Here is a 21,266-nt window from a genome sequence, read left to right on the forward strand (position 1 = left end):
CACCCTCCTGTTCTCTCATCAACCCGCCAACGCCGCCTGGATCGAGTAGTCCACATACATCTCGTAGATCGTTCCGTGAATCTCCCGCAACTGCACCAGAATCGACTGCAGATACCCGATCACGTCTCCGCTCAGAATCTCGTCCACGCTCGAATAGCTCAGCGAAGCCTGCAGCCTGCCCGCGATCCTCCGCAGCGGCTCCGCCCGCGTCACCGCGCTCTCCTTGTCGATCGCCACCAGCGCCTGCTGCAGCGAGTCGATCGAGAACCGCAGCGAGTGCGGAAACTCCGCGTCCAGCAGCAGAAACTCTAGAATCCGCTCCGGCGTCAGGTCCGCCGTATACACCTTGCAGTACGCCTCGAACGCCGTCGCCGAACGCAGCAGCCCCATCCACTCCAGGTACTCATTGCCTTCGGTCGTAATCGCCTCGTTGAGCTGCCACAAATCTTCGTGGTACGCCTCCAGCAGCATCGCCGTCGCCGAGGCCCGCTCAATGTAGCGACCCACCTGAATAAACTGCCAGCCCTCGCCATGGCTCATGGTAGAGTCGCTCACACCCTGAAACTGGTGGACGGCCTCCATCACCTGCTGCAGAAACTCTACCGGCGTCTCTGTCCCCGTCGCGTTCTGCTGCCCCTTCAGCTTCGGACCCGTCACCTCCAGATACAGGCTGTTCAGCTTGTGCCACTGCTCGGTGGAGATCTGCTCCCTCACGTGCCGCGCATTCTCGCGCGCCGACATAATGCACGAAACGATCGAGGCCTTGTACTCCGTGTCGAAGGTCAGCAGCCGCGTCAGCGCATACGGATCGCCCGTCCACTCGACGTCCTTCGGATTCCCCAGCGCGAGCAGCACCCTCTGCCACCGGTACTCGGCCGCAGATTCACCCTCGTCCAGCATCAGGTTCAGGTTCACGTCCAGCAGACGCGTCGTATGCTCGGCCCGCTCCAGATACCGGCTCATCCAGTACAAACTATCCGCCACGCGTGAAAGCAAATCGTCTCCTCGAACCTGCCTACGAACTCAAAACCCACGTATCCTTACTCCCCCCACCCTGCGAAGAGTTCACCACCAGCGATCCATCCTTCAGCGCCACCCGCGTCAACCCACCCGGCACAATCGTCACCTTGTCCCCATAAAGCACATAGGGCCGCAGGTCCACATGCCGCGGCTGCAACTCATCCCCAATCAAACACGGAGCCCGCGAAAACGAGATCGTAGGCTGCGCAATATAGTTCCGCGGATCCGCCTCGATCTTCCTCGCAAACTCCTCCCGCTCCGCCTTGGTCGACTGCGGCCCAATCAGCATCCCGTACCCGCCGCTCTCACCCACAGCCTTCACCACCAGCTTGTCCAGGTTCTTCAGCGCGTACTCCCGCTCCTTTGGCCGCGACATCAGATACGTCTCAACATTCTTCAGAATCGGCTCTTCCGAGAGGTAGTACTTGATGATTGCGGGCACATACGCATACAGCGCCTTGTCGTCCGCCACCCCCGTCCCAAACGCATTCGCCAGCGTCACATTGCCCGCGCGATACGCATTGAACAACCCGCTCACCCCAAGAATCGAGTCCCCGCGAAACGCCAGCGGATCGATAAAGTCGTCATCCACGCGCCGGTAGATCACGTCCACCCGACGCAGCCCGCTGGTCGTCCGCATATAGATAACGTTGTCGTGCGTCACCAGATCGCGCCCTTCCACCAGCTCGATACCCATCTGCCGGGCCAGGTACGCATGCTCGAAGTAAGCCGAGTTGAACACCCCCGGCGACAGCAGCACGATATTCGGCTCAGGCCGACCCTCCGGAGCCAGCGATCGCAGCGTCGAAAGCAACACCTGCGTGTAATGCTCGATCGGCCTCACGTTATAGCTGCGGAAGAGCTGAGGAAAGATCCTCTTCATCACGCGCCGGTTCGTCAGCATATAGCTCACGCCACTCGGCACCCGCAGGTTATCCTCGAGCACTACGAACTCGCCATTCTCCAACCGGATCAGGTCCGTCCCGCACACCGCGATATACACATTCCGCGGCACCTGCAGCCCAATCATCTGCCGCCGGAACTGCTTGCAGCTATAGATCACCTCACGCGGCACGATCCCGTCGTCCAGAATCCGTCCCTCGTTATAAATGTCCTTCAGGAACAGGTTCAGCGCCGTAATCCGCTGCGCCAGACCCCGCTCCACCGTCGCCCACTCCGCGCTGGTAATGATCCTCGGCAGAAGGTCGTACGGAAAGATCTTCTCCGTACCCTCCTCGCGCCCATATACCGTAAAGGTGATCCCCTGGTTCAGAAAGCTCAGGTCGGCAGACTGCTTCCGCCTCTGCAGCTCGTTGGCCGGCAACCCCGAAAAGTGTTCCAACAGTGGCTCATAGTGCGAGCGCAAAGCCTCGCTGTTTTGGAACATCTCGTCGTACGCATGGTCCAGGAGATAGTTCTTCAGTGCGGCTTGCCCGAATTGGGGTGACATGGCTGGATGCATGAGAGTTCCATGAGTATAAGTCACGCCACTGCCTCCCCGGACCCTTTCCCATGCGCTTTTCCACCCAGCCCACAAAAAATCCAGCCACCCCCGCGCCCGGTTTCCGAATCCAACCATCGTCGGTTGTCCTCAAGAAAGAGCCCACACGCATGCCCGTTCTTCGTTCGCTCCCTCGTCTTCGCTCCCTGATGGCGTTGCTCCTGCTCCTCCTCATCCCCGCCCGACCCGCAGCCGCCTACTCCGTCCTCTCCCACGAAGAGGTCGTCGACATGGCCTGGCTCACCACCATCGTCCCCATGCTCAAGGCCCGCTTCCCGAACATGACCGACGCCGACATCGTCACCGCGCACTCCTACGCCTACGGCGGCTCCGTCATTCAGGACATCGGCTACTACCCCTTCGGGAACCCCTACTACTCCGACCTTCTCCACTACGTCCGCACCGGCGACTTCGTCTCCTCGCTCATCCGCGAGTCCAAAGACCCCAACGAGTACGCCTTTGCACTCGGAGCCCTCGCCCACTACTGCGGTGACGTCTACGGCCACCCCGCCGTCAACCTGGCCACCGCCAACGAATTCCCCAAAGACCGCAAGCTTTTCGGCCACATCGTCACCTACGACAACGACAAAGTCGCCCACCTCCGCACCGAGTTCGGCTTCGACGTCATCCAGGTCGCGCACGGCCGCTACTCGCAACAGAACTACCGCGACTTCATCGGATTCCAGGTATCGAAAACTCTTCTTGAAAACGCCTTCCAGGAAACCTACGGCGTCCCCATGAACTCCGTCATGACCCACGAAGACCTTGCCATCGCCACCTACCGCAAGGCAGTCTCCAGCATCATCCCCAACATGACCGCCGTCGCCGCCAAGCACTACAAGAAAGAGATACAGGCTGAAAACCCCGGCTATGAGAAGAAGAAGTTCATCTACCGCCTCCACAACACGGAGTTCGAAAAGACCTACGGCAAGGGCTACATCCACCCCGGCTTCGGCACTCGCTTTCTCGGCTTCATCGTGGAGCACCTCCCCAAGATCGGCCCTCTCAAGGCCCTCAAGCTCTCACTCCCCGACGCCGACACCCAGGCCATCTATCTCAAGAGCATCAACACCACCGTCGACAACTACAAACTGAGCCTCGCCAAGGTCATTCCTCCGCAAGCCTCGGTTCCCGGCGTCCCCACACCTGCGCTGCCCATGAAGCCGGCCCAGCCCCTCGACCCCGCCGCCGTCAAGGCCGCCGCGTCCGGCCAGGCGACACCGCCCTCACCTGAAACCGTTACAAACTCGCAGCCCGCTACCGCAGCGCCTCTCCCGGTCACCGTAGCCGCCCCCAAACCCGACGCCACCCTCGCCTCCGCCCCCGACCTCCTCGCCGGCGTTCAGAAGGCACCCGACCTTGCCGAGATCGATCTCGATACCGGCAAGCCTTCTCGCCTCGGAGAGTACCGCCTTGCCGACCTCACCTACGCCCGTCTCCTCGACGACCTACTCCGCAAAAACAAAGACAAGACCACCCTCACCCCCGACCTCCACCAGTCCTTCAAAGACTTCTACGCCGGCACTCGACCCGAACCCGTCTGGTACCAGAAGACCCCCAAGGACTGGGCCGCCCTCACCTCCAACCTCGCCACCCTCGACGCCCTGCCCATGGCGCCCGCCCCGCCACCACCCGCGCCCTCCGGCGTGCCGGCTCCCGCAGCTCTCGAGAAGGAATAAAAATCCGTCCTGCTTTCGGCATGCATCGACCAGAAAAACAGACATGGACAAAACACCGTCCCGTGTCCACATTTTCCAGACAAATCCCCACGTTGTGCCGACCCGAAAACTGCCGGTAAATGCCTAAGAAACCCGAAGAAATACCCCTAAAACCCTAAAATCGACCACAAAACCCCACAAATACCAAAGTTGTTTATTTGCAAAGGGTTAGAGGTGTGTCAAAACTGCGAATTGTGTGGTGAGATCGGCACAAGTTACCAAGACGTCTAGGGAAATCGCTGAAATTGGCCTGACCAATTCACAGCGAAACCCGCCCAGCGCCCACCGGAAACGGTGTCCCATGCCGAGCCGCCTTCCATATCTCCCAAAGCAAATCGACCGAGGAGAGGGCGAGCACGATCCGGAACCCCATATTCACGAAGTGATTCGTCAAAGCCACCAGATAGGCCATATCCGGATCGGAACCGCGCGGCACAAAGTAAACCTTCACCACGATCGCCAGTGCGATCGTCGCGATCGAGAGCACCTTCACCCCGATCGTCAGCGCCGCGTCCGTCTGTCTCCCCCTCGGTCGCAGTCCGATGGATCGCAGCACCACCTGCGCCACCATCAACGCCAGAATCCCCGTGTAAAGCCAGCGCGAAGTATCCGTCAGCGGAGCCATGCGCATGATCGCCGCACCCGGCCCAATGATGAGGAATGGATGAGACGGCACCATCAGGAAATAAGCCACCGCTACCACTTGGATCACCAGTTCGAAGACCCGCGCCGGCATGCTCTTCCCCTGTTCACCAGGTACGTGCTTCTCGACCCGCGGCAGCTTCGCGGGGTCCCAGTCGTCCTCCCAGGGCATCGCCTTGCCAGCCCGCTCCAGCAGCGCGAACACCAGCGTCACCACGGCCCAGAACGTCAGCAGCACTGGGATGAACTGCAGGATCGCCGCCCCGATGGAGTCCAGCGTATGCCGCGGCGCAGGTCCAAAGACCAGCGCCATAGTCTGCGCCAACGCATAGATCGCCGCCACGAACGGCAGAGCCCGCCGGAGCGTGAAAATGTAAAACGGAAACACCGTCGGCCCGATCAGCGACCGCTGCGGCAGATACCGCATTGCCACGGCCTCCGGTTTCCCATGCGCCTTCAGCACCGCGCTCACTTCGCCGTCCGTCAGCGGACGGCCCATCGTCTCCGCCCGGTCGTCCATCGTTTCCAACAAGTGAGCGCGCAGCTCCGCCAGGGTATCGGCCTTCGTCTCCACCGGCAGAAACCGCCCTACAACCTGTAAATACCGATCAAGCAGCTCCATCGTCATTCCGTCCTTTCAGAATCCGCGTCACCGAATCGTTGATCGCCGTCCACTCTGCCAGCAGAGCCGTCAGCGTCGCCTCGCCCCCAGCCGAGAGCCGGTAGAAGCGCTTGTTCCTCTTCTCCTCCTCGCGCCATTCGCTGGTCAGCAAGCCTTGCGCCTCCAGCCGCCGCAGCAGGGGATAGAGCGTACTCTCCTCGATCGCCAGCCCTTCATCCGCAAGGGCCTTGCGCAGGGTGTACCCGTAATGCTCCTTCCGAAGCTGAACCAGCACCGCCAGGACCAGGCAGCCCCGCCGTAGCTCCAGCCGAAGCGAGTCGAACATCTCGTTTTGTGGTGGATGGATCATACTGTGCTGAACACACTGTACGGCACACAGTGTGCGCCGTCAAGTATTTAAAACAATCGCGTAAACTCGTCGAATCATGATCATGAAAACGTTCGCCCTGTTGTTCTGCACGCCTGTGCTTGTCTTTTCCGCGGTGGCACAGGCCCCGGCAAAACCGAAGCCGACCTTCGAGGAGGCACTTCTTGCCGCCCGCACCCCACTCACCATCGTTGACGGGAAACTCGCCGGGCCGGGCGCCGACCTGCTGGCGCAGGCCGTAGCGTCATCCCGCTTCGTTCTCCTGGGGGAGGACCACATCACGCGAGAGATCCCGGTCTTTGCGGCGGCGCTCTGCGATCTCATGCACCCGGACGCCTATGTCGTTGAGGCCGGGCCCTACGCGACGCAATATGTAGACGGTCTTCTGCGCGCCCCGGACCGCGCCGCCCGTATGGCCGAACACGTCCAGAGATATCCAGAGGACATGGCGTTTCTGAATATCCGGCAGGAGAACGAGATGGCCGCCCACTGCGCTGCGGCGAATCCAGGCCTGCACCTGTGGGGCGTCGACCAGGAATTTCTGGGTGCCGCTGAATTTCTTCTGCATGCCATGGCCGAGACACAGAATGGGCCACGCGCCACTGCCGCCATTGCTGAGGCTCGCACCGCGGCGCATGCCGCCGAGGTCTTGGCGCTTGCGACCGGTGATCCCATGAAAACCTGGCTCCTGGCTGCCAAGCCAAGCGAAATCAGCGTCTTACAGGATGCCGTCAACGCGGATGGAACCGCCGTGACGAGCGATCTTCTGAAGGAACTGGTCGCATCCCGCGCCATCTACCTGCGCGGAGACAGCGAAGCCAACCACCAGCGCGCTCTGCTGATGAAGCAACATTTTCTGTCCCGCTACAGGCCGCTCAAGGCGGCGAACCCGAACGCACGCGTCCTCTTTAAGTTCGGCGATGTACACCTCGAAAAGGGGTACAACGCCCTGAATCAGCGCGATCTGGGCAATCTCGTGGCGGAGATGGCGGATGCGGAACAGACGCAGTCCCTGCACCTGTTCCTTTATGGAGCGAAGGGCATGCACTCCCTCTTCGGCGGTTACGGCAAACCGATGAAACAAGAGGCTTTCGTCCTGAATGACACACCGGACGACTGGACCAACGTAGCCGTCGCCGGTCTTTACCCGCAGCAGCCGGGCGCCAAGGGTACCGTGTACACCATCTACGACCTGCGCAAACTGCGGTTCAAGCGCCTCGACCTGCCCCAGCGCTGGCGGCAACTTGTCTTCTCCTACGATCTTTTCGTGCTTGCGCCGGAGACTACGGCCGCCGAAAAAATCCGGTGAAACCGCATTTCCATGCCCTGTTAATACGGTGGGGGCGTCGAACGGACCCCCACCCTGCTATCCTAAGAGGGACGCGCATTTTCCCCTCAAGCGCCCATCTAAAGGACATCCAACCGCAGTGAGCAATAGCCCTATCTTCAACATCGCCATCATCGCCCACGTCGATCACGGTAAGACCACGCTTGTCGACGCCATGCTCCGCCAGTCCGGCACGTTCCGCACCAACGAATCCGTCGCCGACCGCGTCATGGATTCCAACGATCTCGAAAAAGAGCGTGGTATTACCATTCTCGCGAAGAACACCGCGATCCACTACAAGAATTCGAAGATCAACATCGTCGACACCCCAGGCCACGCCGACTTCGGCGGAGAAGTAGAGCGCGCCTTGAAGATGGTCGACGGCGTCGTCCTCCTCGTCGATGCGTCGGAAGGCCCCCTGCCGCAGACGCGTTACGTGCTCTCGAAGGCCCTTGAAGCAGGCCTCACGCCGATTCTCGTCATCAATAAGATCGATCGTCCGGACGCGCGTCCCCAGGAAGTCATCAACGAGGTTTATGACCTCTTCATCGACCTCGACGCCAGCGAAGACGTTCTCGAGTTCCCCATCATCTACACCAACGGCAAGGCCGGTACGGCCACGATGGACCTCGCGCAGCCGGGCACGGATCTCCAGCCCCTCTTCGAGCTCATCATCGCGACGATCCCCGTCTCAACGGGCGATCCTGAAGGTCCGCTTCAGATCCTGGTGACCAACCTCGACTACTCCGACTACCTCGGACGCCTCGCTATCGGTCGCGTCTTCAACGGCACGCTCAAGACCGGCCAGGAAGTTGCCGTCTCGAAGATCAACGGCTCGCTCGAAACCGTCAAGATCACCAAGCTCTTCTCCTTCGACGGCTTGAAGCGGACTGACATCACGGAGACGGTCACCGGCGATATCGTGGCCATCGCCGGCGTCCCGGGAATCACCATCGGCGAGAGCTTCACGTCGGTCGAGAACCCCAAGCCGCTGCCGCTCATCAAGATCGACGAGCCCACCATCGCCATCAACTTCTCGGTGAACAACTCGCCCTTCGCCGGCCGCGAAGGCAAGTACGTCACCAGCCGCAATATCAAGGAGAGGTTGGACCGCGAGCTGCTGACCAACGTTTCGATCCGCGTTGAAGATACCGGATCACCGGAGACCTTCAAGGTCCTGGGCCGTGGTGAACTCCAGCTTTCCGTGCTCATCGAAATGATGCGCCGCGAAGGCTTCGAGCTCATGGTCTCGCGTCCGCAGATCGTCACCAAGCGCATCGACGGCGAGTTGATGGAGCCCTCCGAGATCCTCACGATCGATATTCCCGAGAGCTTTGTGGGTACGGTCATCGAGCGCCTTGGACCGAGAAAAGGCGAGATGGTCAAGATGGGGAACCACGGTTCAGGCCGTGTCCGCATGGAGTTCAAGGTTCCGTCGCGCGGACTGATCGGTCTGCGCAACGAAATGCTCACCGAGACCCGCGGAACCATCGTGATGAACTCGATCTCCGGCGACTATATCCCCTACCAGGGCGAGATTCCGCAGCGCCAGTCCGGCGCTTTGATCTCCGACCGTCAGGGGACGACGACGATGTACGCACTGGACATGATCCAGGAGCGCGGCGTCCTCTTCCTTCCCGATGGAGCCGAGGTCTACGAGGGCATGCTCGTCGGCGAACACTCCCGCGACAACGATCTCGACGTCAATGCGGTTCGCGAGAAGAAGCTCACGAACATGCGTGCTTCGGGTTCCGATGACGCTGTTCGCCTGGTTCCGTACAAGGTGCTGACGCTCGAGCAGTCGATCGAGTTCATCGCCGAGGACGAGCTGGTCGAGGTGACGCCGAAGTCGATCCGTATGCGCAAGAAGATCCTTCAGGCCAACCGCCGCCCCAAAAAGGGCCAGGGCGGACCGCAGGAATAGAGATAGACCCAACGAAGACAAAGCCCCATCCATCTGGATGGGGCTTTGTCGTGTGGAAGGCACGTGCGACGCTCTTGCGTGGGCGACCTCTTGAAGCGGATGCTCCGGAACCAATCCTGATGAGGTGACGTACAGAGGGTATCGGAGGGATCGTGCGTTTCGAGAAAAAACGAGGCTCAAGTGCGCCTGTCGTTCTGCCCATCGTCTGTGTCGTCGTACTCATTCATCTGCTGACGGCCGGTCGCTATGGGATCTTTCGCGACGAGCTGTATTACATCGCCTGCGCACGGCACCTCGGAGCAGGGTATGTCGATCATCCTCCGTTGATTGCGTGGATCACCTGGCTCGTTCTGCATACCCTTGGTTCATCCCTGCTGGCCCTGAGACTTTTACCGGCGCTGGCAAGCGGCCTTCTCGTATGGATGACGGCACGGATCGCGCAGGATTGGGGTGGCGGGCGCTATGCCCAGTTCCTCGCGGCCCTGTCCATTGCTCCGGTTCCGATCTACCTCATCCTCCAACACTGGCTGACGATGAACGCCTTTGAGCCCTTGTGCTGGACCGGTATCTTCTGGGCCGCGTCACGCCTCATGCTTCGCCAGCAGCCGCGCTACCTGATCTGGATCGGAGTGCTGGCGGGCATCGGCCTCGAAAACAAATATTCCATCGTCTTTCCTCTGCTTGGTCTGCTCTGCGGGATCCTGCTCAACCCAGAGAGGAAGTGGCTTCGATCGCCGTATCTTGCGATCGCGGTTGCGTTCGCCATGATGCTGTTCCTTCCGAACCTGCTATGGCTCGTCCATCACGGATTCCCGTTCCTGGAGTTCGAGAGCCATTCCAGGCTGAGCGACGCTCGCATCCTTCGCGGACCTGTGTCCTTCCTGCTGGATCAGGCACGCATCATGAATCCTGTTTTGGCTCCGCTCTGGATACTTGGCCTCGGTTGGTTCTTCACGAAGGAGGGTAAGGCCATCCGTCCCATCGGCACGGCGGCGCTGTTCGTCATGCTGCTGCTCCTTGGTCTCCAGGCGAAGAACTATTACGTTTCGCCGGTCTACCCGATCCTCTTCGCAAGCGGAGCGGTCCTTCTGGAGCGATTGTCTGCACGCCGCCTTTGGCTTCGAGCAGTCTACCCAATTTGCCTCGTCGTGTCTGGATGCGTGCTCGCGCCTCTGGTGATGCCAATCTTGTCTCCGCCGCGATTTCTTGCTTACCACCACCTCTGGCACGATTTCACGCCGGTGGTCTTTGAAAACGAGCCCGAGCGGCCCCTGCCGCAGTATTTCTCCGACGAGTTTGGCTGGGAAGCGATGACTCAGATAACGGCGCAGATCTTTCACCAGCTTCCGCCCCGAGAGCAGGCGCATACCGCCATCTTCGCCAACAACTATGGTCAGGCGGCAGCGATCGACTTCTTTGGTCCTCGTTACGGCCTGCCCGCCTCGATCAGTAACGCACAAACGTACTGGCTCTGGGGGCCTCGTCAGTACGACGGACAGAGTGTGATCGTTCTTGGCAGCGATGGCCGTGGAGACCGCGAGCACTTTCGCTCGGTCGAGGCTGCCGGAGTGGTGAACTCTGTGTATTCCCGCGATAATGAGCGCTACACCATCTTCGTGTGCAGAGGAATCTACCCTCCGCTTGGAGTGCTGTGGACACGCATCAAGGCTTGGTAGACATACGCGTCGGTTGAGTCCTGAGAGGGCCGCTTCTCGCAAGTTCATCCGGCGAATGCCGAGAAACCAGCTTGTCGGAAGGAGTCGGATGTAGCTGAGCGCATTGGCGATGTTGCGACCAAAAGACCCTCTACGAAGTCCACCTTATGATGGATGTTCGGCGAATCCTTCCACGGTAAACTCCTGCCATGGCGATTCCCACCGAACCGATCGGCAGCATTCCGCGTCCTGTTTCGCTCCTTCATGCCATAGCCGGCTTTCAAACGGGTCAGATCAGTGAGGCCGCGCTTCAGGGCGCATACGCCGAAGCGTTGCGCGATACGATTGAGCTGTTCGAGCAGAGCGGATCCCCGGTCATCTCCGATGGCGAACAGACCAAACCCAGCTTCGCGACCTATCCTCTCGCGGGACTCGACAATCTCGCTCCTGACGGGCTGACGATCCCCTTCGCGGACGGACATGTTCGTCAGTTGCCACGTCTTACGGCGGCGCCCTTTCGATACGGTGTACACGCAGCCAGCTATCTACAGGCTGCCCGCGCATACACCAAGTCTGCGATGAAACAAGCGGTCATCTCCGCATCTGCCATGAGCTTGCTGTACCCTGCCGATGGAATACCGGGATATCCTCGCGAAGCTTTTCTGACGGACCTCATCCAGGAAGCTGTAGCGGACATACGGGGAGCCCTCGACGCTGGAGCGGTCTGCGTGCAGATCGACTTCACGGAGGCGAGGTTGTCACTCAAGCTCGATCCCTCAGGGAACCTGCTTCGAAGCTTCATTGCGCTCAACAACAGGGTTCTGGAAAACTTCAGCTCCGAAGAACGGTCGCGCATTGGGGTTCATGTCTGTCCGGGAGGCGATCATGATTCCACGCACAGTGCGGACGTCGACTATGCGGAACTTCTGCCGGACCTCTTTCAGATGAATGTTGGCCGCTTCTACCTGCAAATGGCGAGCGAAAGGGACAGGAAGCGCGTTCTGTCGGCGGTCAGCCGGGTCATCGGTTCGAACCATCTCGTGTTTATCGGGGTGATCGACCCTATCCAACAGGAGATTGAAACACCGGCCCAGGTTCGTGACCGCGTGCTGGAGGCGGCTTCCTTCATTCCGATCGCGCAACTCGGGACCACCGACGACTGCGGATTTGCTCCTTTTTCCGACGACATCTCCACGGCTCGAGACATTGCGTTCAGCAAGATTCAGGCACGGGTTCAGGGAACTGCGTGGGCAGCGCGTGACCTTGGAGTCTAAGGATCAAGTACAGGACAATAGCTAGCGTAGTCCACGGATGAGACACCCGGCTGTGTTTGCGGCATTGTGCGCGACGATGGGACCCAACAGACTCCCGCTCCGCAGGCGAGTCCAGGCGAACCAGAGTCCAAGCGTCAGTGAAAACAGAAACCCGCTCCACTCATGGTAAGAAAATCCGTTCTTCGGTGAGTACGTATGGATCAGGCCGAAGACAAGGGAGGGAATGAGAGCGGGAGCCGCCTTTGCCCACCAACCGTGAGCGCCCGAAAATGCACGCTGAATAAGCGCGAAACTGATACCGCGATACGTGAGCTCTTCACTGAGGCCGGGCATGGTCGCCTGGTAGACGATCGTCTCAAGACCCGGCGCTTGATGTGTACGGAAGATATAGTTCAGCACTCCATCGAATGCCACTGCGCCAACGATACAGATCAGCGTCCAACGCCAGGAAAGCTGGTCCTTCGGAAGCACCAGACCGACTTCCACCCGTGAGAGACGGAACAAGAAGAAGACAACCAAAGCGAAGAGCAGGGAACAGATCTTCGAGGACCAGTTCCACTGTCCATGCTCCAGGCGCGGCGAAAAGATCAGGATCAAAGTATCAGCGGCAAGATATAGAGCTGCGAACAAAACCCATAGAAGCTTCACCCGGCGTGTGAAAACAACGCACAAGGCCGCACCGCTGAACGTCCCGAGCAGTGCGGGCAGCGTAAACAAGAGTATGTCCATAGCCGTCTTATCCATGATTCCTGGAGCACCGGGATCCGGTTATCTTCGATCAAGTCCGGATCATCGATCGATGGTGAACATCGGTTTTTATCCTATGGGCCACCGGTGGCACACTGATCGTAAGCCTCCGGTGATCCGATCCCCATACTTCTTCCGCGCCAACCCGCGCACAGCCTACGATTCGAATCCGCGCATGTAGGGTGTATTCGGCGGTCTCGGCCCCGTCTCAAACAGCGGCCCGTGCGTCGAGTGGTAGCTGATGTTCATGTACGGCGTCTCGACGCGGCGGCCTACGGCAGAGTAACGGCCATCCTCCCAGTTCGAATCCATGTAGTGGTTCACGATTCCGGTGGACAGAAGCAGCCGCTCCGCATTGAACGGCTCCTTGCGGGTGAGCATCATCTCGGTGATCCAGTGTTCGTGGGCATTCGCCGCGTGGTACTGCGAGATGGGGCCGGGCCAGCCAAGCATCGAGATGATCGTCGGCTCTTTCTGGCCTGCAATCTCACCAGCGTAGGTCCAGCCCACACCCTCGCCTGAAATGACCGCTCCATGCGTCCCATCGTTGTACTCGACGATACAGACGTTGGATCGCCGTCCCTCCTGAAAGTATCCCGGCTTCAGATCGAAGTTCTTCCGCACCGCTTCCAGCAGGCTGGCCGCCCAGGGTGTGCGTTCGACCCAGTTCCATGTCTCAGGCCCTCGAATGGACTGTACGGACCTGATGCCTGTCTCCCCACCCTTGCGGCGATCCATAAAGGCCTGCAGCACATCGACACAATGGGACATGGCTCCCTCATCCGGGCAGCTTCCCACCACGATCGAGTTCCTGATCGGCGTATCGGGAGCGAGCTCGATCTCGGGCTTGCGGAAGTAGGCCGGAATGGAAGAACCCCCGGTCAGGGGAAAGTTCAACTCGCGGGACTTGTCGAACATCCACTTGGCGTCGTCCCAGTTGTAGGAGAGGTGCTTATCGTTGAAGATGGGCACCGAGCGTTTGCTCTGCTCGAAGACCCGGATGACCTGCTGGTAGATCCACCAGCGGGGCAGGAGCCAGTGCCCTTTGAGATCGGTTGGATAATTGCCATGTTCGCAGACGATGACCACACCATCCACTGCGAGTTCCTTGCCGCCAAGCGTCACAGCTTCCCCGACTGTCTTGAAGATGGGGATATTCTTCGCCTTGCATACCTTCTGCCCCAGCAAGCTCGTGTCCAACTGATGGATGTAAACCGAGACGACGTCCACGCGCGAGGGAGTGTGGGCGCCGTGCCACCAGTAACCGTCCAGCAGCTTATTGACGATCCAGTCCGCATGGGAGGTCGGAAGGCCCCAATAGCTGACGAGACAGGCGATACGAGGCCTCTTCGGCGCGGTCTGCTGCGCAACGGCATCGGGCGCGATCCCGGTCAATGCCGCGAAACCGGCCATCCCGGTCAATCCCAGCATCTCCCGCCGGGTAAAGAGAGCGTTCGACTCCATCGCTTCAGTGGTCGAAGACGAATCTTCCGCCGCGGCTACCATCTCGATCTGTTTCTTTTTCATCATGATGATTTGATCCCGTTGCTTCCAGGTGGAGTTCCTAAAACATGTGCCTCTTGCTTAGAGGCACATGATATGTGCGCCGCTCATCAAACGCCAGGGACGAATGCCTGAGACGTGTTGCATGCAACCTCAGGTGCCGGCCGATTCGCTTCCCGGAAATAGGGGCATCTCGCCGTCTGTCACAACGGGGCGAACATCACCAAAGCATCGACGAAGCCCTGGGAGGGGTGCTGAAACGCCGCTTGAAGCCGGCCGACGATCTCAAAATTGAGGCTCTGCCACAGCTTCACCGCTCGCTCGTTTGTACTGACCACGAAGTTGAATTGCATCGCTCGGAAGCCAGCTTTCCTTGCCTGCTCCATCGAGTGGAGACACATCGTCCTGGCGACGCCTCTGCCTGTGGCATGCGCTGCGGTCATGTAGCCGCAATTGCAGACGTGTGAACCGCCGCCACGCTGGTTGGCGCGAAGGTAGTAGGTGCCGAGCACGTGGCCATCTTCCTCTGCGACGAAAACACGATTGCCGGCCGCGAACCAGTAGGCAGTCGCCTCGTCACGGGTGATGTCTGTCGGAAGAGTGTACGTCTCGCCAGCCCGAAAGACCGGCTCAAGGATCCGCCAGATATCATCGGTGTCGTTGCTGCTCGCCGAGCGAATGTTCAACATACCTGATTATCTCCCGAGGTGCGGTTTGAGAAGTCTGCTGTGATCGCCGCTTGCAGAAGATGACACTCGCTCCCTTGGGCATCGGCTTCTGAGGAGGCCTCCTCTGCTCATCGTGTTGCATCGAAATAGGTTACGTCACGGATTCATCCTCTATCTCTGAAGGAGTCTGCATTGGTCAGCAAGGGCGTTCGGTTGTCGGAGAAGTGGTTCCAGCGTGGTCTTTGGGTGATCGCGCTGCTGTTTGCCTCGTGCCTCATTGGCCTGGGTGCTCTTGTGGTCGGAGACCTGCCCAAGGTGGAAAAGCCGGTCGATGCGGAACAGTTTATGGATCAGACCCGCCTTCGACCGGTGCGGGCTCAGATCAAGGCCGACGATGAACAACTCGAGGCGAACAGTGACGCCACCCAACGCGCGCACGATGCACTTTCGCATGCGCAAAACGCCTACAACAGCGAGCACGAGAGCTTCGAGGCGTGGATAGCGACACGCTCGGCAACACAGCAGAACGACCAGAATGCCGAGGTGCTGGCACGCACGCACACGCTCGATGCCTTGAAGGCGACGCAGAGGGAGATGGAGAAGAAGGTCGAGGTGCTCGAGTCGGAGCAGACCGATCTGCAGCAGCAGAAAGCAGCGCACGAAAAGACCCTGGAAGAGATCAGGATTGCCGGTCAAGGGGGATATGACCGGGCAGTGGCCCGCATGGAGCTGCGCGTGTTCGGTCTGCGGCTTCTTCTTACGCTGCCGCTTCTGCTGCTGGCCGTATGGCTCTTTCTCAAGCGCCGCAAGGGACCGAGATGGCCCTTTGTGTGGGGCTTCATCTTCTTCGCCCTGTTCACGTTCTTCTTTGAGCTGGTGCCTTATCTGCCAAGCTACGGTGGATACTTCCGCTACCTGGTCGGCATTGCGCTGACGGTTTGGGGAGGCAACTACGCCATCGCCGCGCTGCGCACCTACCTTGAAAAACAGAGGGCCGCGGAGCAGAGGCCGGAGGAGGATCGGCGCAAGGATCTCGGGTATGAGATGGCGCAGATGCGTCTTTCGAAACGCATCTGCCCGGCTTGCGAGCGGCCCATCGATACTTCGGACGTGAGCGGCAACTTCTGCATGCACTGTGGCCTGCGGGTATTTGAGAACTGCCCCCGATGCCAGACGCGACAGACCTCGTTCTCCCACTTTTGCCGCGCGTGCGGACTGGTGAAGAACGACGCTCCCCCGGAAGAGCCTCTGCCGCCAGCCAACCCAACGTAATTGGCAGCAGACGGCTACTTCTTCGGGACGGAGATGGTGATGTTGCGGTATGCGATGACGCCGTGGTGATCGCCCTGCAGATAGAACGGTCCCGGCTCGGCCTCATTGCTGTCGAGAGCACCTCCGGTTGGGCCGGGAATCTCGACGTTGTCGTGGTACATCTTGCCATCGCGCAGAACCGTCACATGCCTGCCAACGAGGGTGACGTCGAAGGTCGTCCATCTCCCGAGACCATTTTCGGCGCCCTCCGGTGGCGGGAAGTAGCTGTAGATCGCTCCCATCTCATGCGACGGCAGTTTGCCGCCTTCGGTGCCTACCTGCAACTCATAGCGGCCGCGAAGATAGATGCCGCTGTTACCACCCTCCGGGCAGTTCACTTCGATATGCAGTTTGAAATCCTGGAACGTTTCTGTGGTCATGATGTTGGCAGCGCCGTGGGTTCGCTGACCGGGGACTTCGGGATTGTCATTCACCAGCTCGCCGTCGCGCGCCACCCATCTGTTGTTGTCGACGTTGCCGATCGGCTCCCAGCCTTGGAGATCCTTGCCATCGAAGAGTGCCCTGGGTTTGGTCCACTTATCCGGCGCCGGACGATCCAGCGAAGGGGCTTTCAGGCCGGCGAGCATGGGGCCGGCGACCCCACCGCGCATCTCCGTGCCGGCCAGCTTGCCTGGGCTGGTGGATGTCAGCTCCCAGGTGAGTAGCGAACCTGGGCTCGCCTCACCGACCGTGACGATCAGTTTGCCTGACTCCATGTGAGCGCTGGTGATGGGATGCCATGCGCCGCCCCGGGGCTGAACGCGACCTTCTATCCTGCCGCCTGTATCTGTCAGCTCGATCCACTGCGGATACGGTTTGCCGGTGGCGGGAGTGACCGTGATGTCCCACCGGCCGAGGAACGCTTTAGTGCCCTGCGCGGCGAGGGGCGCGGCGAGCGCCGTGGCCAGGAGAGCGGTCAACAGGATCTTCATTTTCACGCGTTGAGTGTACCGTCTTTGCCCCCATGCCTGTCACCTGCCGGGGTTGAAAACGCGAAAGGGCGGCGTTTCCTGAACATGGAGACAGCGATGGCTGCTGCGAGGTGGGCATCTTGGAGACGAAGGGGCGAAGGGCTAAGCAAAGTGGACTTCATGTGGATTGTTGAGGACGAAAAATCACCTTCGGGAGTGATCTTTTGTTCGGTGCGACAGGGTTCGCGCTCGCTGGCTATGATGCTTCCAAGAAACTTCTCCATGCGAGCTTGTTTGCGCCTGTCGTGTCCTCCGTCGCTGTTGGACAGCATCCTGCCCAGGACAAGCCTGTGGCACTCTCGAAGCCGCGCCCCTCGGCTGCCGCGATCCAGCAGTGGCAGGGCAGCAAGTTCATTCATTTCGGGTTTTCGCAGCTTGGCGGCGTGTGGCAGGGGAAACAGAGCGGCAATGGGCTGGCGCGTACGGTGATCCTCAAGGAAGGAAGCCAGACAAAGGTCTACGTGGGCGCGGATCACATCCTTGAGTTCACGCCCCCCCGAACCGTTCGCGAAGGGTACACCGCTGCCGCTCACGATCCGCTCCATGAACTTCGTGCCGAGCGCCTGCCAATAAATGAGAATGGCCGTTTTGCGCTGATCGCAAAACGGCCATTCCATTCCTGCAGCCTGCTTGAAGACTACTTCTTGGCCTTGGCGAAGCGCTTGTTGATCTCGTCCCAGTTGACGACGCTCCACCAGGCGGCGAGGTAGTCGGGGCGCTTGTTCTGATACTTCAGGTAGTAGGCGTGCTCCCAGACGTCGTTGCCGAGGATAGGGTAGAGGCCCGAGGACAGAGGGGTGTCCTGGTTGGGGGTGGTGACGATCTTGAGCTTGCCGCCCTCGAAGACCAGCCAGCCCCAGCCGGCGCCGAACTGCTTCGCGGTGGTCTCGTTAAAGGTCTTCTTGAACGTTTCGAAGTCGCCAAAGTCGGCGGTGATCTGCTCGGCGATGTCGCCCGAGGGGGCTCCGCCGCCGCCCGGCTTCATGATCTCCCAGAACATGGTGTGGTTCACGTGGCCGCCACCGTTGTTGCGGACCACTGTACGGACGTCCTCCGGGATCGACGCGAGGTCGGCGACGAGCTCTTCCGGGGTCTTCGTGCCGAGCTCGGGGTGCTTCTCGACGGCGCCGTTCAGGTTGGTCACGTAGGTCTGGTGGTGCTTGTCGTGGTGCAGCTTCATCGTGGCTTCGTCGATGGTCGGCTCAAGCGCGGTGTAGTCGTAGGGCAGTGCGGGAAGTTCGAATGCCATGAAAATCTCCTCGTGAGTCAAAATCCTGGTTTGGGCCGGCTCTTCGCGTTCCGGCGGGTTACCTCTGGTTCGATGCCGTCCGGCACTGGCGCGATGCAGCCCGCGCACCAAATGCTTCCGCATCAATGATCCCGGCCTTCGCATCATATCGTAGCCTGATGATTTCAATGGACTGTTGTATCCTTTGCCCGCTTTTGCGTTCTAATGAGGAAAATGAGCGACCTTGTCTCCGCATACCACTGGCTTGACGATGACGGACCTGCTTTTGGCGGTCCTGGGCTGGAACCACGCTGGACCTCGAGCCGCAAGAACGCCGTCATTACGGCCTATGCGGCATCCAGCCGGGTCTGGCTCACCACGTCCCACGGCACCCTGAATGAAATCTACTTCCCGACGATCGATAAGCCGCAGACGCGCGACATGGAACTGCTTTTCACCGACGAGAGAACCTTCGTCCACGAGGAGAAGCGCGACTTCCGCTATGACTTCAACTACATCGATCCCGACGCCACGGCCGTGCGGGTGACGGCCACGGCTCCAGGCGGCCTGTACAAGGTGACGAAGGAGTTCATCTCGGATCCGCATCATCCAGTGGTGCTGGTAAATGTGAAGATCGAGGCTTCGCCCGAGGTGCTGGCTACGCTGAAGTGCTATGCGCTGCTCGCGCCGCATCTGGATGGAGGCGGCCATGGGAACTCGGCGCGGTCGATCCAGGTCGCGGGCCAAAGGGCTCTGCTGGCGTGGAAGAACAACGTCTCGCTGGCATTTGGGGCAGATTGCGGCTTTTCGCGGACCTCGTGCGGCTTTGTCGGGTCGTCGGACGGCTTCCAGGACCTGCAGAAGAATGGCAAGATGACGTGGCAGTTCGGCCAGGCGCTGAACGGCAACCTGGCGGTCATGGGCGAGATCGAGTGCTGCCACAACCAGCAGTTCACCATCGCGATTGCACTCGGCGACGGTCATCATGCTGCGCTGGCGGGGATGATGCAGACGCTTTCGACCCCCTATGCGCTTCATTGCAAAAGGTTTATCGAGCAATGGCATCGTGCGGAGGCACCTCTGAGGCTGGCTGCGTCCTCGACCGACGGCGGACGTTTGATGCGGATCTCGCACAACATGGTGTTGACGCACGAGGACAAGACGTATTCGGGCGCGTTTATCGCTTCGGCCTCGGTGCCCTGGGGGGCTTCGAAGTCGGATGACGACCTGGGCGGGTACCACCTGGTGTGGACGCGGGACATGGTGCAGTCTGCAACCGCTTTGCTGGCCTGCGGCCGCATCGATACCGCGCGGCGGGCACTGGTCTATCTGGCTTGTACGCAGCATGCGGACGGCGGATTTGCCCAGAACTTCTGGATCGATGGAACGCCCTACTGGTCGGGGATTCAGCTCGATGAGGTCGCTTTCCCAATCATCCTGGCCTGGCGGCTCTGGAAGGTGGATGGTCTGGGGAACTTCGATGTCTTCCCGTTTGTCGAAGCGGCGGCCTCATTCCTCTGCCGGTACGCTCCGGTGACGCAGCAGGAACGCTGGGAGGAGAATGCAGGGTACTCGCCTTCGACGCTGGCTGCGGTGATCGCCGGGCTGGTGTGCGCGGCGGATATCTCGCGGGCGCACGATGCGACCGATGTGGCGGACTCGCTGGAGGCGTATGCAGACTGGATCGAGTCCCATCTGGATGAGTGGACGACGACCTCGGACGGTGTGCTGCTGCCGGAGGTGAAGAGGCACTATATCCGGATTACGCCGCCCGCCCCGGGCGAGCCGTTCCATAACGATTCGATCCCCGTGGGAACGATTCGCATTGCAAACCGCGGCCCCGAAGAGAAGTCGGTCTTCGAGGCGCGCGAGGTGGTGGACGGCGGCTTCCTGGAGCTGGTGCGGTATGGCATTCGCCGTGCGGATGACCCGCTGATGATCGATACCCTGAAGGTGATCGACGCGACGTTGAAGATCGAGACTCCCAATGGCGTCTGCTGGCGCCGCTACAACCATGATGGATACGGCCAGAAAAAGGACGGCGGGCCGTACGACGGATGGGGACAGGGAAGGGCGTGGCCTCTGCTGGGCGGCGAACGAGCCCACTACGAGCTTGCCGCCGGGAAGGACGTCAAGAGCTTCATCACGGCGTTTGAGAAGTTTGCGTCCTACGGCGGCATGATGCCGGAGCAGGTCTGGGATCATGCGGATCTCCCGGAAGAGGGGATGTTCCTGGGGTATTCGGCAGGGTCGGCGCAGCCACTGGTGTGGTGCCACGCGGAGTATCTGAAGCTGCTGCGGTCGGTGGCGGATCACAAGGTCTTCGACAATATTTCGGTCGTCGAGGAGCGGTACGCAAAGCTTGCCGCGGACCGCAAGTTCAAGAGCGGGGTGGAGATCTTCCGGACGAGTCGCATTTTGACGACGCTCCCGGCGGGGCAGACGCTCAGAATTGCGGATCACTCGAAGTTCCGGGTGACCTGGTCGAAGGACAACTGGGCGACGGTGGAGCACCTGGATTCCGTGCAGATTGGCAAGGCCTTTTACCAGGCGGACATCCCGACCGCGAAGGATGAGAGCGGTACGATTACTTTCACGCTGGAGTACCCGGCCGAAAACCGGTGGTTGGGGCGGAACTACGATGTGGCGATCGTGGCGCCGAGCGCGCTGATCGACGATCCCGCGCCGTCGCAGGTGACTCCCAGCGACGGTGGGATCGAGGTGAAGGTTCCCGCTACGATTTAGGGGCGAGGTCCTCTGCGATGCGGCTGGCCTTCCTTCGGTGGCC

At 60.2% G+C, this 21,266-nt stretch carries 17 protein-coding genes; 7 read left to right on the forward strand and 10 right to left on the reverse strand.

All coding sequences use genetic code 11. The features are described 5' to 3' along the window. Positions 1–18: 18 nt before the first annotated feature. On the reverse strand, positions 19–996 hold the full coding sequence (locus BM400_RS05875) for an alpha-E domain-containing protein (protein WP_089837507.1): 978 nt from the start codon (positions 994–996) through the stop codon (positions 19–21). A 19-nt stretch (positions 997–1,015) separates the two neighbouring features. After that, positions 1,016–2,470, reverse strand: coding sequence for a circularly permuted type 2 ATP-grasp protein (locus BM400_RS05880; protein WP_245781707.1), 1,455 nt, complete (start codon positions 2,468–2,470; stop codon positions 1,016–1,018). Positions 2,471–2,631: 161 nt separating this feature from the next. On the opposite strand from BM400_RS05880, the gene BM400_RS05885 reads away from it, so the two are divergent. Further along, positions 2,632–4,200: a zinc dependent phospholipase C family protein gene (locus BM400_RS05885; protein WP_175528887.1), complete on the forward strand. Its 1,569-nt coding sequence runs from the start codon at positions 2,632–2,634 to the stop codon at positions 4,198–4,200. Between the two features lie 298 nt (positions 4,201–4,498). Here the strand turns inward: BM400_RS05885 and BM400_RS05890 are convergent, their stop codons facing one another. Continuing rightward, positions 4,499–5,503 (reverse strand): hypothetical protein, encoded by a 1,005-nt coding sequence (locus BM400_RS05890; protein ID WP_141223818.1) that lies wholly within the window; start codon positions 5,501–5,503, stop codon positions 4,499–4,501. Continuing rightward, positions 5,490–5,852 (reverse strand): PadR family transcriptional regulator, encoded by a 363-nt coding sequence (locus BM400_RS05895; protein WP_089837515.1) that lies wholly within the window; start codon positions 5,850–5,852, stop codon positions 5,490–5,492. Before BM400_RS05895 ends, BM400_RS05890 begins: the two co-directional genes overlap by 14 nt. Before the next feature lie 76 nt (positions 5,853–5,928). On the opposite strand from BM400_RS05895, the gene BM400_RS05900 reads away from it, so the two are divergent. From BM400_RS05900 to BM400_RS05915, 4 genes are all read left to right on the forward strand, one after another. Continuing rightward, positions 5,929–7,179: a hypothetical protein gene (locus BM400_RS05900; RefSeq protein ID WP_089837517.1), complete on the forward strand. Its 1,251-nt coding sequence runs from the start codon at positions 5,929–5,931 to the stop codon at positions 7,177–7,179. 118 nt (positions 7,180–7,297) lie between these two features. Next, the gene (gene typA / locus BM400_RS05905) at positions 7,298–9,121 is read left to right on the forward strand and encodes a translational GTPase TypA (RefSeq protein ID WP_089837519.1); all 1,824 of its coding nucleotides are present in this window, start codon (positions 7,298–7,300) and stop codon (positions 9,119–9,121) included. Positions 9,122–9,273: 152 nt separating this feature from the next. Then, on the forward strand, positions 9,274–10,797 hold the full coding sequence (locus BM400_RS05910) for a glycosyltransferase family 39 protein (RefSeq protein WP_175528888.1): 1,524 nt from the start codon (positions 9,274–9,276) through the stop codon (positions 10,795–10,797). A gap of 188 nt (positions 10,798–10,985) precedes the next feature. Continuing rightward, the gene (locus BM400_RS05915; RefSeq protein WP_089837522.1) at positions 10,986–12,050 is read left to right on the forward strand and encodes a cobalamin-independent methionine synthase II family protein; all 1,065 of its coding nucleotides are present in this window, start codon (positions 10,986–10,988) and stop codon (positions 12,048–12,050) included. Between the two features lie 21 nt (positions 12,051–12,071). Here BM400_RS05915 and BM400_RS05920 read toward each other — a convergent pair whose 3' ends face one another. The 3 genes from BM400_RS05920 to BM400_RS05930 form a co-directional block, all read right to left on the reverse strand. Beyond that, complete coding sequence (locus BM400_RS05920; protein WP_089837524.1) at positions 12,072–12,794, reverse strand: CPBP family intramembrane glutamic endopeptidase; 723 nt, start codon at positions 12,792–12,794, stop codon at positions 12,072–12,074. Between the two features lie 159 nt (positions 12,795–12,953). Beyond that, positions 12,954–14,327: a hypothetical protein gene (locus tag BM400_RS05925; RefSeq protein ID WP_245781708.1), complete on the reverse strand. Its 1,374-nt coding sequence runs from the start codon at positions 14,325–14,327 to the stop codon at positions 12,954–12,956. Positions 14,328–14,503: 176 nt separating this feature from the next. After that, positions 14,504–14,989, reverse strand: coding sequence for a GNAT family N-acetyltransferase (locus BM400_RS05930; protein WP_089837526.1), 486 nt, complete (start codon positions 14,987–14,989; stop codon positions 14,504–14,506). Between the two features lie 171 nt (positions 14,990–15,160). On the opposite strand from BM400_RS05930, the gene BM400_RS05935 reads away from it, so the two are divergent. Continuing rightward, the gene (locus BM400_RS05935) at positions 15,161–16,240 is read left to right on the forward strand and encodes a zinc ribbon domain-containing protein (RefSeq protein WP_089837528.1); all 1,080 of its coding nucleotides are present in this window, start codon (positions 15,161–15,163) and stop codon (positions 16,238–16,240) included. Between the two features lie 14 nt (positions 16,241–16,254). On the opposite strand, the gene BM400_RS05940 is transcribed toward BM400_RS05935, so the two are convergent. From BM400_RS05940 to BM400_RS05950, 3 genes are read right to left on the reverse strand one after another with little or no spacing between them, the layout of a single operon-like run. Beyond that, positions 16,255–17,211 carry a 3-keto-disaccharide hydrolase gene (locus BM400_RS05940; RefSeq protein WP_175529108.1) on the reverse strand — a complete coding sequence of 319 codons (957 nt, stop codon included), beginning with the start codon at positions 17,209–17,211 and terminating at the stop codon, positions 16,255–16,257. 2 nt (positions 17,212–17,213) lie between these two features. Continuing rightward, positions 17,214–17,867 carry a hypothetical protein gene (locus BM400_RS21940; protein ID WP_175528889.1) on the reverse strand — a complete coding sequence of 218 codons (654 nt, stop codon included), beginning with the start codon at positions 17,865–17,867 and terminating at the stop codon, positions 17,214–17,216. Positions 17,868–17,887: 20 nt separating this feature from the next. Continuing rightward, entirely contained in the window at positions 17,888–18,499 is a 612-nt protein-coding gene (locus BM400_RS05950) for a superoxide dismutase (protein ID WP_089837534.1), read from the reverse strand. Positions 18,500–18,712: 213 nt separating this feature from the next. On the opposite strand from BM400_RS05950, the gene BM400_RS05955 reads away from it, so the two are divergent. Then, positions 18,713–21,223 (forward strand): glycoside hydrolase family 15 protein, encoded by a 2,511-nt coding sequence (locus BM400_RS05955; RefSeq protein ID WP_089837536.1) that lies wholly within the window; start codon positions 18,713–18,715, stop codon positions 21,221–21,223. Positions 21,224–21,266 lie beyond the last annotated feature (43 nt).

Origin of the sequence: Granulicella pectinivorans (genome assembly GCF_900114625.1) — a bacterium.
Classification (GTDB): domain Bacteria; phylum Acidobacteriota; class Terriglobia; order Terriglobales; family Acidobacteriaceae; genus Edaphobacter; species Edaphobacter pectinivorans.